This is a genomic window from Rhodococcus sp. 05-2254-5, assembly GCF_002258575.1.
Lineage (GTDB): Bacteria > Actinomycetota > Actinomycetes > Mycobacteriales > Mycobacteriaceae > Rhodococcoides > Rhodococcoides fascians.
Genome location: NZ_NOZG01000033.1, coordinates 41,821 through 57,917 on the forward strand (window position 1 = coordinate 41,821; position 16,097 = coordinate 57,917).

Genomic DNA, 16,097 nt, shown 5'->3' on the forward strand with positions numbered 1-16,097 from the left:
TCGGCGTCTCTTCTTTTCGAAAGGCATAACCATGTCTGCGCCCAGCGCTACCCGTACGCGCCGTGTCCCTACCTGGGCAACCGCGTTCGGTCCACAAATCGTTGCCGGTCTCGTACTCGGTGTCGTGTTCGGGCTGATCGCTCGATCGATGCCCGACGCGGCCGATGGCAACGAAAACTGGTTGGTCGGTACCCTCTCGACCATCGGTTCGAGCTACGTCAAGCTGCTCACCGTCGCGGTCATTCCGCTGGTCTTCACGGCCATCGTCAGTTCCATCGCCAATCTTCGTGAAGTCACGAACGCTGCACGTCTGGCAATCCAGACGCTGTGGTGGTTCGCCATCACGGCGTTCATCGCGGTGATCATCGGCATCGTCATCGGTCTGGTCGCCCAGCCCGGATCGCGGACCAGCGCTGGGGCGGACTCGGCAGGAGATCCGTCCAGCGTCGGATCCTGGTGGTCGTTCCTCACCGGTTTGGTGCCGAACAACTTCCTCGCGCTCGGTGCGAAGACCACGGTTGCCGAGAGCGGTACCGCGACCACGTCGTTGAGCTTCAACATCCTGCAGTTGCTGGTGATCGCCGCTGCCATCGGTATCGCTGCACTCAAGGTCGGCAAGAAGGCCGAGCCCTTCCTCGCGTTCAACGCCTCGTTGCTGGCCATTGTCCAGAAGGTGCTGTGGTGGATCATTCGCCTCGCGCCGATCGGCACTGCTGCTCTGATCGGCAATGCTGTGGCCACCTACGGCTGGGACGCCATCGGTTCGCTCGGAGTGTTCACCGTCTCGATCTACGTCGGCCTGGCTGTTGTGTTCTTCGTGGTGTACCCGTTGATCGTTCGCGCTCATGGTCTTTCGGTGCGCGCCTTCTACTCGGGCGTGTGGCCCGCGACCCAGCTCGGTTTCGTCTCGCGATCGTCGATCGGCACTCTGCCTCTCACCGAGCGCGTCACCGAACGCAACCTGGGCGTGCCGCGTGAGTACGCCTCGTTTGCGGTACCGCTCGGGGCGACGACGAAGATGGACGGTTGCGCGGCAATCTATCCCGCCATCGCAGCACTGTTCGTCGCGCAGTTCTACGGTATCGACCTGACCATCACCGACTACCTGCTGATCATCGTCGTGTCTGTGATCGGTTCAGCGGCAACAGCAGGAACGACAGGCGCGACGGTGATGCTGACTCTTACGCTGTCGACCTTGGGACTGCCTCTCGCCGGCGTCGGCCTGCTGCTCGCAGTGGAACCGATCGTCGACATGGGCCGTACCGCGGTCAATGTCACCGGCCAGGCTCTGGTGCCGACCATCGTCGCCAAGCGGGAAGGCATCTTGAATCTCGAGCGCTACAACGCTCCGCGAAACGGCGATCCCTTCGTCGACGAGGAAGCCGAAGTGGAACTGGCTCGCTAGCAGGACGTTTCGAACGACCGATCCCGACGACCGAGCAACTGGGTCGTCGGGATTTTTCGTCTATCGCGGTGGCGACAGCGCTTCGACTGTTGCCGCGGTGGCACTGTCCACGGCTTCGACACTCGCGAAATAGTGTTGAAAGAACTCGCGCATGGTCTTGATGATCTCGATCTGCTGCTTGATCACAAAGCGAGCGGAGCCTTCTTCGCCGACAGCAAGGCGATGGAATTTGGCTCCGAGTTGTTGGGCTGACGGCAGGTTGCCAAAGGCTTCAGGCCTCGACAGACCATTGGTCATCTCGAGCATCCTGGACAGGTCGAGCAAATAAATCTCGCATGCCCTGTCACACCGCTGGGCAACGTCCGATTCGACCGAGAGCTCGCCTGCGAAGGCTCGGTCCCGCAGCATCTGCCAATGAATGAGGTTGTCGGTGAGTCCGAACGATCTGTCGGTCATGCGTCTACTTCCTCACTTCGGTAGGTGCAGCTCGAACTCGATTGCGTGCTCCATAACCTCTTCGCACGGATCACCCAAGGTGTCTTCTGAACCAATCGTGTCCACCACGAAAATGATCAGATTTCCGTTCACGTCAAGTGCGATGTCACATCCAGTCGGAGGGTTTCCTTGGTAGTCGGAGTTGTATTGAACTGCGTCACGCGAGCCGACCTGGACTGAGAGTTGGCGCTCGTTCTGTGGGCTACGCAGATACTCGTCGATCGAGTTGATCGACGACATAACGGACAGGTAGTACCAGGCCTCCGGCCCTCGTGCATCCCACGTGCAGTTCTTCCAACCCGGATATGTCGTGATTCCTGCGAAGTCCGGCCGCTCCGTACTCACGTCCAAGCCGCTTGCTGTCACCGCAGATTTCGGGATAGTGCATGGATCGAATGGCTCTCGTGGACCCGGCTTCACCGCCGACGTGGATGTGTCCTCGCTCGCGACCGGGCTTCCATTCGTCGAGCCGGCGCATCCCGTCAGCAACAGCACCGCGCTGCACGCCACAGCAATTCGACGTCCAGACATCACACGCATTCGTTCAACCTCTCGACACCGACGGCACTGACAGGTTGGACGCACGCAACGCGCGATCGGTTCCCTAGACGGGCTGCGAGGCCTTGATCTCCTCTGACTTCACAGAGGCAAAACTCCTACGTTCGGCTGCCCACACCCACAAGGCCAGCGAGATCAATGCGATCACTTCGGCAACGACGAGCACGCGCTCCACGTAGCCGAGGGTCACCACCCGATACCAGGGTCGCGTGCCGACGGCACCGACAACGAGTGCGTATGCGATCGGGAGCAGCGTGCAGACGGACAGCACGCTCAGCCACAGTGTCGTTCGTGCCCGGACAGTCCATGGACCCTGACGAATCCAGGGCCGCGAGAACGCGAAGACGGCGACGGGGATGCTGACGAACGCCACTGCCGCACCGAGTCGATGGATCGTCCCGCCGAGGCTCAGTGACGCGTCGTTCGACCAATCCTGCTTCGGCACGGCGACAACGGCAACAAGGCCGACAGTCCACAGCATCAGACACAAGGACGCTACCGAGGTGGGTGGGGTGAGCCGTTGTCGCACCGCGGCCAGCAGAGTGAAAGCAGAACCCAACGCGAGCAGGACGACCCCGATCGAGAACACCCACTGCTGTGCGCCGAGTCCGTATTCACTGATCGTGCGCCGAAGGTGCGAAGGCGTCTGCCATGCAGTGTGAGCATCGAGAACCAGAACGACCAGCGCTCCCAACACGATCGACACGGTGCCGACCTCGGCCGGACGAATCGACACGAAGACCCCTCTCTCGGACGACGTCGGTCGCGTCCGACCTCCATGGTGCCCGAACCGTTGCTCGAACCCCCTCGGATCGTTGTGCGCGGAAACTCGGTCTCTGCTACGAGTTTCCGCGCACATTCGGCGAAGCCGCTCTACTGGGGAACAGAGCTGACGGTGAACGGCTCGACCGGTTCTCCCCCACGCTTGTCGAACTGACTGTTGACCACCAGTAGTCGATCATCCACTGCTGCAACGGTTGTGGGGTAGGCAAACGATGGGTCCGTGATTTCGCCGGTGACCGATCCGCGCCGGCCATCATCGTTGAGGTCGACCTTCGAGATCAGACCGTCGCGATTGCGGACGACATACAACGTGTCGTCGTCCATCTCCATGCCATCGCCGTTCATGAGCGTCGCCCCACCGAGGTCGACCTGGGTGACCTCTTTCGAGGTCTTGTCGATCCGGTACAGATTTCCGGTGCTGGACTGCACAACGATCAGCGCCGATTCGTCGTCGTTCTCGACGATGCCGTTGGCATTGAAGCCCTCCCCGTAGACGAACGGGCTGCCGTCGAAGTTCACGAACGTCTCCATCGGAGCGTCCTGCGTCCCAGCCACGATTTGGTCGAACGGAATGCGGTACAGCGCCGGGCTGCGTGAATCCGTCACAAAGGTATCGCCGTTGTCGGCAATCGCAACGTCGTTGAGGAACGTCGCGTCGGTGCCGAGACCGTTGGTGAACGTGGCTACCAAATCACCGGAGTTGGCGTCGTACACCCACACCTTGCCTGTCGCTCCTCCGGCGATCACCAAGTAGTCGGGCCGATCGTCGTCATCGAGCACGTCGAGTCCGGCAGCACCGGTGCGTCCGTCCGCACCGCCGGGCAGGAACACCGATACATCCGGCGATCCGACGGTTCCGCGGAACACGGCACCGTCGGAAGTGGAGGTGACGTAGAACGTGTCGTCGGCGGCGGTGATGCCTTCAGGGAACACTCCTGTGCCCGGCAGGTTGTAGACGCCGGCGTTCGATGGGCCGGACGAAGCCGATACAGACGACGGAGCGGAGGACACCGGAGCTGACGATTCAGTGGGAGCGGAAGCGGGGGTCGGCTCCGGATCGGAGGACCCGCAGGCACCCAGCAGGAGTGTGGCGGCGGCAACAACGGGCAGTACCTGGAGGGCTCGTTTCACCCTCGCAAGTGTTCCATATGTCTCAATTTCTTGGCATTTCTCCTGGTGAGCAGATTTTCGGTCGAGACGTTTCGTACAGTCGTAGTCATGAGTGAGCTCTCCACCCTTGCCGCGACCAGCACTGAACTCGGCGGAATCGCCGGGTGGGCGGTGAGTTTGATGGAGGCGATCGGCGGTCCCGGTGCCGGTATTGCCGTCGCTGCGGAGAACTTTTTCCCGCCGCTGCCCAGCGAGATCATTTTGCCGTTGGCAGGCTTCACCGCATCTCAAGGCGGGATGACGCTCTTCGGTGCGTTGTTCTGGACGACGGCGGGATCGGTGCTCGGCGCTCTGGTTCTCTACTGGCTGGGCATCAAACTCGGACGTGACCGGATGTACGCCATTGTCGAGAAGATGCCGTTCGTCGGAACCGAGGATCTGACGAAGGCCGAGGACTGGTTCACCAGACACGGTCGGTCGGCGGTGTTCTTCGGCCGCATGATTCCGGTGGTTCGCTCGGGCATCTCGATTCCGGCCGGTGTGTCACGGATGCCGGTACTGCAATTCACGTTGTACACCACGCTCGGCAGCCTGATCTGGAACTCGATCTTCGTGCTGGCCGGATACTTCCTCGGCGAGAACTGGCACTACGTGGAGAACTACGCCTCCGTGTTCCAGTACATCGTCATCGGCATCGTTGTGGCGCTGATCGCGTGGTTCGTGGTGAAGAAAATGAAGGCGAGGCGCGTCGAGGTTGAGTGAACCTCACAGATCGTCGATATCGATGAAACCGTCCTGCAGAGCCCTCGCCAACAATGCCGCTTTGGTGGGTGCCGTGCGCCCCACCGCGGAGTACTTGGCTCGGATCCGGGACAAGTGGGTGTTCACAGTTCCCATCGACAGATAGAGCGCCCGCGACGCCTCCGACTTGGAGTCGGACACCAGCCATGTGGTGAGTACTTCGATTTCGCGAGCACTGAGCCGCGGATCGGGTGTTTCGCCGATGCGGATGTCGAGAACTGTCATAGAAATCCTTGATTTCGGGTGCCTCCGCTGTCCCGGCGGCACGAACACAGACATGGCACCGCACTCCCTCCGTTCGGTCACTCCGAGAAATGACCGAGGAAGCTCTCATCCGAGAGTGAATACTGTCACCGGCACCGTCACCGTCGGCCTCACCTGGGTAAAGTCCGACCTCATGAACGAGCTCGACGCGACTGCCACCCATTTCGTCGAGGCGGCCGTCACATTGTTGGTCGCGGATCCTCGAAGGATTCTCGACCGCGGTATGCGCATCGAGGACGTCGTCCACGCATCCGACTCGTCTGTAGCGACGTTCTTCCGCAAGTTCAGCACCAAGGCCGACTTTCTCGACAAGGTCGTCGAGCAACTGGCCCGGACATCGCTGCCCATCGACGCTCACGAGACTGTTCGCACCCAGATGACGGACAGCGATGCATCGATTCGAGCGACGGTGTCGGCGCTCGTCGTGCAGTACTTTCCGGAAATAGTCGACCGGAAGAGCGTCACCAAGTCTCTTCTCGACCACGTTTTCAGCGGGCCGTCTTCCCCCACCCTGATGAGTAATTACCACGTCCGAGACCAAGCCGTACTGGGCGCATTCGAGGGACTTTTCGACCCCGACGGTGGGGCCTTTCGCCGTCCCTTCATGGCCCGATCGTTCGCCGTGACGGTCAACGCAATCATCGATGGATTTCGCCTCCGCAGTCAGGTGGGCGACAAATCCGTATCGGCCGATGTGATGTCCGACGCGGTACTCGCCTTCCTCGGGGCCGTCGTCGACACGTCGGGACATCATCAGCATCTCGATGACGTCGTGAGGGAAGTCGGTGTACCGGTCGAGGATCGCCCACTCCCTCGAGATCCGCGTGCTGCGATCGTCACCGCGGCGCGCGACGAGTTCGGAAAGCGCGGCTACTTCATGACGCGTATGGACGACGTCGCCGACATCGCAGGAGTGCCGAGGGCGGCCTGCAAGACGCTGTTTCCGACCAAGCCGTCCATCATCGTGGCAGCACTGCAGAATCGAGTCGATCGTCTTCGCGAGTCGGTAGCCGACGACCAGTTGCTGGGGCTCGACGAGCTCACGATTCTGCGACATCACATGCTGCGGTGCGCGCAGCTCGCCGCCGACGAACTCGAATTCATGGATGCACTCCTCGTCGCCGTCGCACACGACACGTACGGCGAGCCGGAGGGATTGATCTCGATCAAGGAGAAACTCAACCTGCCGGCGATCATCGCACGGGGTCAGGACAGCGGAATCTTCCGAAAGGGCTCGAGTCCAATCGATCTCGCAGCAGGCATCACCAATACCCTGCTGATGCGATGCTTCACACGACGACAGAACAGCCCGCAGCACAACGCGAACTTCGTTGGTGAACTTCTCCTCGACGGCCTCGGTGCGCACTGAGCATCGACCGAGTGCGGGTCACCGAACCCGCCGGATTCCGTCGGCGAAGCGGTCCAGCGCAGCGAGAATCTCATCCGCCTGCCAGACCCTGTTTCGTCGCCCCTTCGATGTCTGGTGAAGTATGTCCGCCTCGGCCAGCTTGTCGATTGCTCGCTGAGCCGCAATCTCACTGACTCCGAATGTGCTTCGCACAAAAGCATTGTCGACAACCGGCTGCGCCACCAGCGCGTCGACGAGCTTCCACACGACCGAGTCGCTGCGAGCGACGATGCGCTCGATGTGTTCGGCCCGAGCGGCGGCGAGGTCATCGACCAATCGTCGCCCACCGGTGACGGCCTGAAAGGTCGCCGCGGTGAGACTCCGAACGATTGCCTCCACATCTCCCCTCCGATAGGCGTCGAGGCTCTCGAAATAGCCGGCAGTATCGGTCAGCAATCCGGCCGACAGCGGAACCGTCACTCGCTCGGTCACCTCGGCCCTACGAAGCATTCCGTGGATGATCGCGCGGCCGGTGCGACCGTTTCCGTCTGCGAACGGGTGAAGCGTCTCGAATTGCGCATGTGTGACTGCCACGTGCGGGATGACCGGGAGGTCCGAGCGAGCCGCGAAATCGAAGAGATCGTCCAGCGCGTCCGGCAACCGATCGTGATGCGGCGGTACGAATGCTGCCCGATGCGGGCCGATGTCCGATCCCCCGATCCATACTTGCTCGGCACGCCACCGTCCCGGCTGCGAGTCGCCGTTGGGCTCCATCAGCGCATGGTGCATTGCCAGGACACTCGATGCGTCGATCGACGAGCCCACCTCGAGTGCAGCTTCCATCGCGCGGACGTTTGCCGACACGATCGAGGCATTCCGTGTGGTGGACGAGCCCAATTCGGCGAGTGCAAGCGCCCTGGCTCCCACGGTCAGATTCTCGATCTGCGAGGACGCCGAGCTTTCCGTTCGCAGAAGAATCGAACTCATCTGTGCGAGTTCTACGGAGGAGCCGAGTTGCACCGAGGCGTACTGGTCGAAGCGAACGATTTCACGGAGCGCGTCCTCCGATTCCGCGATCAGCTGCGCGGGCAGTGTCAGGTCCACGTCCGCGATACGCGCCGGCACGCACGCGCGATAGTCACCCTGATGCAGCCGACGCTGGGCGCGCGAGGTGTAGGTATCGGACACCTGCCATGGTCGACGCTCGAATTCGACCGCAGGCCATCGGCTCGAGTCCTGATCATCCGCCATCGATGAACCATACCAAACCTTACTGATCTAAAGTTTGGTATGGAGCGGACAAGCCAAGCCCTCGATTAGCAAAACGAATGGTATGAATACTGCGCGACGTTCGTCGCACTGGTGCCGAGAGGAGCGAGGGTCATGGACGAGGACACGAAGTCCGCAGAACGCAGCCATTCCGCGCTGCTCAACACACTCGTCATCGTATCGGTAGTGGCATTGGGTGTGGTCGCAGCGGGATTGACTACCCCAGCCGAGGAGCCCGAATTGACCTCGCTACCAGAGACTTCGGTGACTCCGACGCCCGAGCCGCCGCAACAGGAGTACGTCTACGTCACTCCGGAGGTCGATCCGTCGGCGAGCATCCCCGGATGCGACACCGTCGAGGCTTCCACCGAACCGTCGTACTCCAGCTTGATCAGCACCGGTGAGGAGTCCTACGACAACCCATCCGCGCCCTGGTACAGCGGCCCCAAAGCCCATCTCATGTCCGAGGCACTGATGGCCGCACTTCCCTCGAACATCTCTGCGTCGAAATCACTGCACTTCGGGCCGATTCCCACATCGGAGGGTCAGGACTTCGTCCTCGACTCGGCGAACGCGTCGGTGCAGCTGTCCAGGGGCGAGAACCCCGAGTACCTCAGCGTCGGTGTGGGACCGCGTGATTCGGCGGAGCCGCCGGCATGCGTCGCGGGCCAACTCGACGAACGTCGGACAATGCCGGACGGCACGGTGGTCGATACCGACGACACGTGGAGCGAAACCAACGGTGCTCGCACCTACACGCGGATGGCCACCGCGTACCACGCGGACCGCTCGACTGTATCCGTCTACCTGGCCGGAGGAGACGACGAGAACGCGTTCACCCTCGCACTCGACGACCTCGTTCGCGTTGCCACAGATCCGAACCTGCGAATCTCAGCTCCGGTACCTCCTGGCACGCCAGGCAACGTCACCGAGTGCAGCGCCGGTTGGGACGACAGTTCATCTGCCTTCTTCTCCCCCGACGAGACCCTTAGGCTCAATGACGCTCTCCGGCGGGCAGATGCGGCGGCGCTCGCTCCGACACCACCGTTGGGTGCGTTGCACACCGGTGAATTCAGTTCGGGGCTTTGTCAGACGGTGAACAGCACTGCCGGGCAACTCACGATCAGCGTTACCCGGGCCACGCCTGACAACGAATCCGATTCGACGACAACGGAGGAGCCCCAGCTCGTGTCGCCGGATGAGTACGGACCAGGCTCCTCGGTTTCCGTCGTCACGCCGTCAGGGCTCGAGATCTCGGTGTCGACGACTGAACTGGTGCAGGATCCGGCACTGCTCGAAAACCTGGCGAACACAGCAGGATTGGACCTTCGATGACGCGATGGAACGGCACCAGAAAATTGGTCGTTGCGGCGATCGTCGCGACGCTGTCGGTCGGTGCTGCGGTAGCCGTTGTGACACAGGAACGATCGACGACCATCAAGAAGATCACCGACTCCTCGGACGACTCACCCGGGCTGGCGTGGGCCGTCGATGCGGCGGACATGGGGTTGGAGGGAGCTACCTTCGCCTCTCCTCGTACCGGTTCCATGTATGCCTGGGGTCTCGGCTCGATAGTGATCGGCCGTACAGCTCTCACACTGGCCGTCGTGTCGTCGGAATCCGGCAACAACGAGGCCGTCATGGTCGGAATCGACACCACCGACGGCACAGTTCTGTGGAAGACCCCGGCCCCGGACCTGGCGGCATGCGCCGACGAGCCGCTCGACGGACGACTCGTGTGCCACCAGCCCATCTGGGGCGAAACTCCGGGCTACGTCACCTTCGATCCGGCCACCGGCGAATCGCGGAACTATCCCACCGATCTCGATCTTTTCGCCGTCACCGTGGCGAACGACCGCGTGTACACGACATCGGGCAACCTCGAAGACGACGACGTACTCCTGCACCGCGGAACGCTGGAAAATCTGAGCGCCGACTGGACGGCTCCATTGCATGCTTGGGCCGGTTGGGAGGACGACTACGCCACCGCGCTCGAGGTGAATGGAGAGATCGGAACGTTCGATGTCGGAGGCGATTTCTCCACGTTCGACGCCTCGACCGGCCGGCAACTGTGGAAGACGGACAGCCTGGAGGATTGCCTCGGAGCAGTGGGACGCACCATGGGCGACCTGGCCATTGCCTCGCTACAAGACTGCGAGGGTACGGGTTCCGAATCGCAAGGGTCCGTCGCATTCCGACTGGACGGCACGGTCCTAGCCCGATCGGATAGCTCTATCGTGCAACAGCCTTCGATCGACGAGCCCACCGACACGTCGATCCCGATCGTTCTCGTCGATGCGGCCTTCGACCGCACCACAGGTGAGCAACTGTGGCGCGACGACGCCTTGTCGTACGACTCTCCCGGAGACGAACTCAACGAGCCCCGCACCTACGCCACCCTGAGGTACATCATCGGCCATGTCGGGTTGCTGCAGTCATCCAGCGGCACCACAGCGCTCGATCTGCGAGACGGCGAGCATCTGTGGCAGGCCGACCTGAACGGCAACGTTCTCGGACACGATGGCGATCTGTTGTTGACCTCGTCCGGCACAGATCTGTCCGCGGTCGACATCACTACCGGTGAGACCGAGTGGACAGCGTCCACATCGATGATGTTTCCGGACGACGAATCGATGAGCTTCGAGTCGCTGGTCGACGCCGCCGATGGCGGCTATCTGGTGCAGTCGGGCACCAAACTGGCAATGCTGCAACCATTTCCCTGAGTCAGTCCTTCGGAACGCGGTACCGGCCACCTTTGATGATGAACACCACGTATCCCAGAATGGCCAGCAGGTACAGCGTCGTCGGTACCGCGAGAACCCAGACGCTGACCGAGTCGCCCACCGTACTACCGGACACCCCGACGATCCACGCGAGCAACAAGGCGGTTGCCGCACCCATCCAGTCGAGATCCTCTGCCATTTTGCGATTGAGCGTGGGCCTGTTTTCGGGCGCAGTCCAGTAGTCGTGCATTCGCCGACTCGGCAAGTTCACGAGCTGGGCCGGAAGTCTGGGGAGCCACCACCCGACACTCGCGAAGAACCCGATCAGCACGAACCCGATGCCACCCGTGGTGAGCAGAAACGATGACTTGGACTCCACGCGGTCGACCCTTCCGGAGCCGGTGAAGTGTGCAGGTAACACGTCACCTGCAGTCACGGCGACACACATGAGGGCACCGATGAATACAAGAGTTGTCAGCGACAGTGCAACGCGCGAGTACTTCATCCCCGTTCACTTTAATGCCTCCGGCAGTGGTGTGGTTGAGTGCCACAGAAGGAACCTATCCGCACCACTGCCGGAGGCATCGATGCCCAACAACGAGTTCGGAGACTTTCAGACTCCGACCGAGTTGGCGCGCGCCTTGGTCAACGCCCTGCCTCGTCGCGACTGGACCCGCGTCCTCGAACCCACCTGCGGTGTCGGGAACTTCCTGTCGGTGATAGCCCAAAGTCACCCCGAAGCAGAGCGCATCGGGATCGAGGTGCAGCCCGAGTATGCTTCGTCAGCAGCACAATTCGGCAGGATCATCACAGCGTCGATCTTCGACTTCGATCTGGCCCGAGATATCGAGTGGAGTTCGGGGCCCGGCGCGACCCTCGTGATCGGCAACCCACCGTGGGTCACCAACTCGCAACTGTCGGTGCTCGATTCCGCCAATCGACCCGCACGCACGAACACGAAGAACGCTCGCGGCATCGACGCCATCACCGGCAGCTCCAACTTCGATATCGCAGAGTTCATTTGGATCAAGTTGCTCACCGAATTCGCAGATCGACCCGCAACCATCGCGATGATCTGCAAGACCCAGGTAGCTCGAAACGTTCTGCTGCACTGTGCTCGGCATCAGCTTCCGGTGACCGGTTCGAGCCTACGAATGGTCGATGCCAAAAAGTGGTTCGACGCAGGGGTCGATGCCTGCTGGTTCCTTGTCGAACTCGGGCCGGGCCAGACCGACTACACCGCAGAGACATTTCCGAGCATCGATGCGTCGCAGCCGGACAACAGAATCGGAGTCGTCGACGGCCAACTCGTCGCGAACGTCGATGCATATCAGCGCAGCAAGCACTTCGACGGCACCAGCCCTCTGGTGTGGCGGCAAGGCATCAAGCACGACGCCACCGCGGTGATGGAGTTGGCCGAGAATGGCGGCCCGCGAACCAAACTGGGAACCGGCGTGGACATCGAAGCCGACTACCTGTTCCCTCTCTTCAAGTGCACCGATGTCTACCGCGACAAGCTGGACTCGGTATCCAGGTGGATGATCGTGCCGCAGTCGCATACCGGTGACGACACCGAGCAGTTGGCGCACACCGCACCGAAGTTGTGGGCATACCTCAACGCCAACGCCGCGACGCTCGACGGGCGGAAGTCGTCGATCTATCGCAATAGAGCCCGGTTCTGCATCTTCGGTGTAGGCCCGTACACGTTCGCGCCGTTCAAGATTGCGATTTCGGGGTTCCACAAGATTCCACAATTCAGGATGGTCGGTCCCTACGACGGCAAACCAGCGGTGTTCGACGATGCCACCTATCTGCTCCCTTTCGAGGACCCCGCAGCCTGCTCCGTCGCCCACGCGTTACTGACCGGGCCCGAAGCTACCGATCTCATTGCTGCTCTGGCCTTCTGGGACAGCAAGCGACCCGTGACGAAGAAGCTCCTACAACGCATCGATCTCGCGGCGATCGCCCGGGCGACCGACCCCGTCGTACTGAGTGAGCGTTCCGCAGCGGCTGCAGCTGCGCACGGTCTAGTGTTCGAGGCAGCACCGCTCACTCACGCGGTGGATCTCGCGAGAGGCAAAAAGCTGTGACTGTCGATCCTCCTCAGCGACAACCCGTTCCAGAGCTGGTCCTCTTTTTCATCGGCGGTGGCATGTTCGTGGTGGCTACCGTGGCAAAGTGGAGCGCGCTGATCTTCGTGTCTATCTTCCTCTTCGTATTCGCCGGTTTCGCAGCCCTCATTTCGACATGGCTGGCCCGTCAGAGTCGGCGCATCATTGCACTGCTCACCATCCTCGGATTTGCCCTGACAGGTATCGGTGTCGCCTACATGGTCAAGGACGCATCGGAACCCGTCATCTTTTCTCCCGGGCTCGTCCTCTACCCCGGAGGCAGCCTCGTACTGTCCGGCATCATCAACCTGCTGGCAGGCCACATACAGAGGTCGCGCCGACGCAGTGGAGACGTCACAGATCGGTCTTGATCGTTTCGGCCAATCGGTCGAGGTACTCGGCGTTGCGTTTGTAGTGCACCCAGGGCCCGATTTTGGTGCTGGTCACCAGGTGGGCGCGTTGTAGCACCGCCATGTATTGCGAGGCAGTCGACTGCGAGACGCCGGCCCTCGACTGAATGTGTTTGAGGCACACCCCTACCTGTTCGGCCGGTTCGAGCTGCGGCGGAAAGTCGCTCGGCTCCTTGAGCCATTGCATGATCGCCAATCGCGCCGGGTTGCTGAGAGCACCGAACACTGCCGCAAGCTCCGCTGGATTCAGTTCGTCAGCCACCCTCGAAGCGTACTCCAATATCGCAATATCGCGATCTGTGGTCTACTTACTCGGACATCGCAATATCGCGATATTCAGATAAGGAGAAGCCGATGAAGACAGCAGTAGTCGTGGGGGCCAACGGCGTGATCGGCGGAAATCTGGTCGAACACCTGCAGCGGACCGGGGATTGGAACATCATCGGCCTGTCCCGCCGCGGCGGTATCGACTGCGAACGCGTCCGGCACATTGCGGTGGACCTGCTCGACGGCGACGAGACTCGACGCCGACTCTCGCACCTGACAGACGTCACGCACATCTTCTACGCCGCGTACCAGGAACGCCCCACGTGGGCCGAGCTGGTGCCTCCCAATCTGGCGATGCTCGTCAACGTGGTCACCGTGATCGAGGACAGTTCTCCGAACCTGGAACATGTCAGCCTGATGCAGGGTTACAAGGTCTACGGCGCGCATCTCGGACCGTTCAAAACCCCTGCGCGCGAATCCGATCCACCGCACATGCCGCCCGAGTTCAACGTCGACCAACAACAGTTCCTCGAAAGCCGTCAGGTCGGAAAGAGGTGGTCCTGGTCGGCTATCCGGCCATCGGTGGTGTGCGGTGTAGCGCTGGGGAATCCGATGAATCTGGCCACCGTCATCGCTGTCTACGCCACCATGTGCAAGAAGCTGGGCGTGCCCATGCGGTTCCCGGGCAAGCCCGGCGCTTTCGGATCTCTGCTGGAAATGACCGATGCGTCGTTGCTCGCCGAAGCGACCGTCTGGGCCGCAACTACGCCGGCGTGCGCGAACCAGGCATTCAACATCACCAATGGCGACCTGTTCCGCTGGAACGACATGTGGCCGCGCATCGCGGACATCTTCGGGTTGGACACTGCAACCCCACTGCCCATGTCACTGGCCGACGTCATGGCCGACAAAGAGCCGCTGTGGAATTCGATCGTTGCCGAACACGAGCTGAAGCCCACTCCGTACCGCGATGTGTCGTCCTGGGCGTTCGGCGACTTCGTGTTCTCCTGGGACTACGACGTCATATCCGACGGCTCCAAGGCCCGCCGTATGGGTTTTCATCGTTTCGTGGACACCGAGGCGATGTTCGCCGGCATCGTCACAGATCTCCGGCGGCAACGAATCATTCCCTGAGCGAATCGGGCTCGGTGGTTCCGCACCCGGTAGCTGTGGAGGCATAGGCTTTTCGACGCACGCCCCCGACAAGGAGATCGCCATGTCAGTGAAGTCCGAATCGACGTCCACTCGGCACGTGATGCCCAAGAAGCAACTACTCGCAGTCAGTATCGGCAATGCCGTCGAGTGGTACGACTGGACGGTCTATGCGACATTCTCGATCTACTTCGCGACCCAGATCTTCTCCGGTGACAACCCGGCTGTGGCTCTGTTGAGCACCTTGGCGACGTACTCGGTGGCGTTCTTCTTCAGGCCGCTCGGGGGCTTGCTGATCGGACGTTTCTCCGATCTCAGAGGGCGACGTCAGGCAATGATCCTGACGATCGCGATGATGTCGGGTGGGTCGTTCGCGATCGCGGTCCTCCCCACGTTTTCCGTGGCAGGGTGGATCGCTCCGATTCTGCTGTTGCTGGCCCGGATCGTCCAGGGCATGTCGATGGGCGGTGAAGTCTCCAATGCGTCGGCCTACCTCGCCGAGATTGCCCCGAACGATCGGCGGGGGCGATACTCGTCCTTCTATTACATCTCCACCGGCACGGCCATTCTCCTTGCCTCACTACTGGGCGCGTATCTGACCTTCGTGCTCGACGACGACCAACTGAGCTCGTGGGGCTGGCGCGTACCGTTCGTCATCGGCGGGCTGCTCGGAGTAGTGGGACTCTGGATGCGACGCGGCATGGCCGAAGCCGACAACCAAGAACGCAACGCAGTGAAGGCGAAGGCTGTGCGAAACCCGTTGTGGATGACCATGAAGCACCATCCTCGTGCCGTCCTGCAAGTCGTGGGATTCGTTCTCCTCGCCACTCTCGCCTACTACACGTTCTTCTCCGCGATGACGCCCTACGCCGTCAAGCAGCGCGGAGCGGAGGCCAACGACGTGTTCGTGGCCTTGTCGATTGCGACAGCGATGTTCGTCGCGTTGCAGTACCCCATGGGCGCTCTCGCGGACCGCATCGGCCGCAAGCCGCAATTGCTTACCTACGCTGCGCTGTTCGCGATTCTGATCATCCCGCTCTCCAAGCTGATCGGGCCGTCGTTCGTCAAACTGCTGATCGTCTTCTGCGTCGGCCTGCTGCTGTTCGCGATGTGCTCGGCCATCATTCCTGCCGTTCTGGCCGAAGCCTTCCCGGCAGAGCTTCGAGGTGTCGGTATCGGGGCCTGGTACAACCTCACGGTTGCGTTGTTCGGTGGCACCGCTCCCCTACTGGTCAATGCCTTGTCCGACGCAGGCCACGCCGACTGGTTCTTCTACTATCTCGCTGCAGCAGCTGTGATCTCGTTCTTGACGATGGTGTGGATGCCGGAGAAGCGTGGCCAGGACCTGGACTGATTCTCGGCGACACTACGATCGGATGGCACACCGTCCGAGGCCGTAGG

The 16,097-nt window shown here is 61.5% G+C and carries 17 protein-coding genes; 9 read left to right on the forward strand and 8 right to left on the reverse strand.

Annotated features, from left to right (window positions below):
• Positions 1-31: 31 nt before the first annotated feature.
• Positions 32-1,405 carry a dicarboxylate/amino acid:cation symporter gene (locus CH278_RS25340; protein WP_027497711.1) on the forward strand — a complete coding sequence of 458 codons (1,374 nt, stop codon included), beginning with the start codon at positions 32-34 and terminating at the stop codon, positions 1,403-1,405.
• A 60-nt stretch (positions 1,406-1,465) separates the two neighbouring features.
• Here CH278_RS25340 and CH278_RS25345 read toward each other — a convergent pair whose 3' ends face one another.
• The 4 genes from CH278_RS25345 to CH278_RS25360 all read right to left on the reverse strand — a co-directional run bounded on the left by CH278_RS25345 (position 1,466) and on the right by CH278_RS25360 (position 4,372).
• The gene (locus tag CH278_RS25345; RefSeq protein ID WP_094623174.1) at positions 1,466-1,861 is read right to left on the reverse strand and encodes a hypothetical protein; all 396 of its coding nucleotides are present in this window, start codon (positions 1,859-1,861) and stop codon (positions 1,466-1,468) included.
• A gap of 12 nt (positions 1,862-1,873) precedes the next feature.
• Positions 1,874-2,440, reverse strand: a complete 567-nt coding sequence (locus CH278_RS25350; protein ID WP_094623175.1) for a DUF3558 domain-containing protein — start codon at positions 2,438-2,440, stop codon at positions 1,874-1,876.
• 64 nt (positions 2,441-2,504) lie between these two features.
• Positions 2,505-3,194 carry a DUF998 domain-containing protein gene (locus CH278_RS25355; protein ID WP_256991819.1) on the reverse strand — a complete coding sequence of 230 codons (690 nt, stop codon included), beginning with the start codon at positions 3,192-3,194 and terminating at the stop codon, positions 2,505-2,507.
• A gap of 137 nt (positions 3,195-3,331) precedes the next feature.
• Positions 3,332-4,372 (reverse strand): SMP-30/gluconolactonase/LRE family protein, encoded by a 1,041-nt coding sequence (locus CH278_RS25360; protein ID WP_094623177.1) that lies wholly within the window; start codon positions 4,370-4,372, stop codon positions 3,332-3,334.
• Positions 4,373-4,459: 87 nt separating this feature from the next.
• Between CH278_RS25360 and CH278_RS25365 the strand changes: the two genes are divergently transcribed.
• Positions 4,460-5,113 carry a DedA family protein gene (locus tag CH278_RS25365; RefSeq protein ID WP_032364389.1) on the forward strand — a complete coding sequence of 218 codons (654 nt, stop codon included), beginning with the start codon at positions 4,460-4,462 and terminating at the stop codon, positions 5,111-5,113.
• A gap of 3 nt (positions 5,114-5,116) precedes the next feature.
• On the opposite strand, the gene CH278_RS25370 is transcribed toward CH278_RS25365, so the two are convergent.
• On the reverse strand, positions 5,117-5,377 hold the full coding sequence (locus CH278_RS25370; protein ID WP_032364388.1) for a LuxR C-terminal-related transcriptional regulator: 261 nt from the start codon (positions 5,375-5,377) through the stop codon (positions 5,117-5,119).
• 115 nt (positions 5,378-5,492) lie between these two features.
• Here CH278_RS25370 and CH278_RS25375 point away from each other — a divergent pair, with 115 nt between their 5' ends.
• Positions 5,493-6,785, forward strand: coding sequence for a TetR/AcrR family transcriptional regulator (locus tag CH278_RS25375; RefSeq protein WP_230591865.1), 1,293 nt, complete (start codon positions 5,493-5,495; stop codon positions 6,783-6,785).
• Positions 6,786-6,803: 18 nt separating this feature from the next.
• On the opposite strand, the gene CH278_RS25380 is transcribed toward CH278_RS25375, so the two are convergent.
• Positions 6,804-8,015 carry a Fic family protein gene (locus CH278_RS25380; protein WP_094623178.1) on the reverse strand — a complete coding sequence of 404 codons (1,212 nt, stop codon included), beginning with the start codon at positions 8,013-8,015 and terminating at the stop codon, positions 6,804-6,806.
• A 132-nt stretch (positions 8,016-8,147) separates the two neighbouring features.
• Here CH278_RS25380 and CH278_RS25385 point away from each other — a divergent pair, with 132 nt between their 5' ends.
• Together CH278_RS25385 and CH278_RS25390 are read left to right on the forward strand one after the other, a co-directional pair.
• Positions 8,148-9,368: a hypothetical protein gene (locus CH278_RS25385; RefSeq protein WP_052073552.1), complete on the forward strand. Its 1,221-nt coding sequence runs from the start codon at positions 8,148-8,150 to the stop codon at positions 9,366-9,368.
• Entirely contained in the window at positions 9,365-10,756 is a 1,392-nt protein-coding gene (locus CH278_RS25390) for an outer membrane protein assembly factor BamB family protein (protein ID WP_094623179.1), read from the forward strand. The genes CH278_RS25385 and CH278_RS25390 overlap by 4 nt, the downstream gene beginning before the upstream one ends.
• Before the next feature lies 1 nt (position 10,757).
• Here the strand turns inward: CH278_RS25390 and CH278_RS25395 are convergent, their stop codons facing one another.
• Complete coding sequence (locus CH278_RS25395) at positions 10,758-11,261, reverse strand: hypothetical protein (RefSeq protein ID WP_032364385.1); 504 nt, start codon at positions 11,259-11,261, stop codon at positions 10,758-10,760.
• Positions 11,262-11,343: 82 nt separating this feature from the next.
• Here CH278_RS25395 and CH278_RS25400 point away from each other — a divergent pair, with 82 nt between their 5' ends.
• Both CH278_RS25400 and CH278_RS25405 read left to right on the forward strand, forming a co-directional pair.
• Positions 11,344-12,846: a restriction endonuclease subunit M gene (locus tag CH278_RS25400; protein WP_032364384.1), complete on the forward strand. Its 1,503-nt coding sequence runs from the start codon at positions 11,344-11,346 to the stop codon at positions 12,844-12,846.
• Positions 12,847-12,926: 80 nt separating this feature from the next.
• Positions 12,927-13,238: a hypothetical protein gene (locus tag CH278_RS25405; protein ID WP_143536308.1), complete on the forward strand. Its 312-nt coding sequence runs from the start codon at positions 12,927-12,929 to the stop codon at positions 13,236-13,238.
• Here the strand turns inward: CH278_RS25405 and CH278_RS25410 are convergent.
• The gene (locus CH278_RS25410) at positions 13,222-13,464 is read right to left on the reverse strand and encodes an ArsR/SmtB family transcription factor (RefSeq protein ID WP_371831438.1); all 243 of its coding nucleotides are present in this window, start codon (positions 13,462-13,464) and stop codon (positions 13,222-13,224) included. The genes CH278_RS25405 and CH278_RS25410 overlap by 17 nt on opposite strands.
• A gap of 167 nt (positions 13,465-13,631) precedes the next feature.
• Between CH278_RS25410 and CH278_RS25415 the strand changes: the two genes are divergently transcribed.
• Together CH278_RS25415 and CH278_RS25420 are read left to right on the forward strand one after the other, a co-directional pair.
• Positions 13,632-14,678, forward strand: a complete 1,047-nt coding sequence (locus tag CH278_RS25415) for an SDR family oxidoreductase (RefSeq protein ID WP_094623181.1) — start codon at positions 13,632-13,634, stop codon at positions 14,676-14,678.
• 82 nt (positions 14,679-14,760) lie between these two features.
• A complete protein-coding gene (locus CH278_RS25420; RefSeq protein ID WP_032364381.1) occupies positions 14,761-16,050 on the forward strand; it encodes an MFS transporter in 1,290 nt (429 codons plus the stop codon).
• Positions 16,051-16,097: the final 47 nt, after the last annotated feature.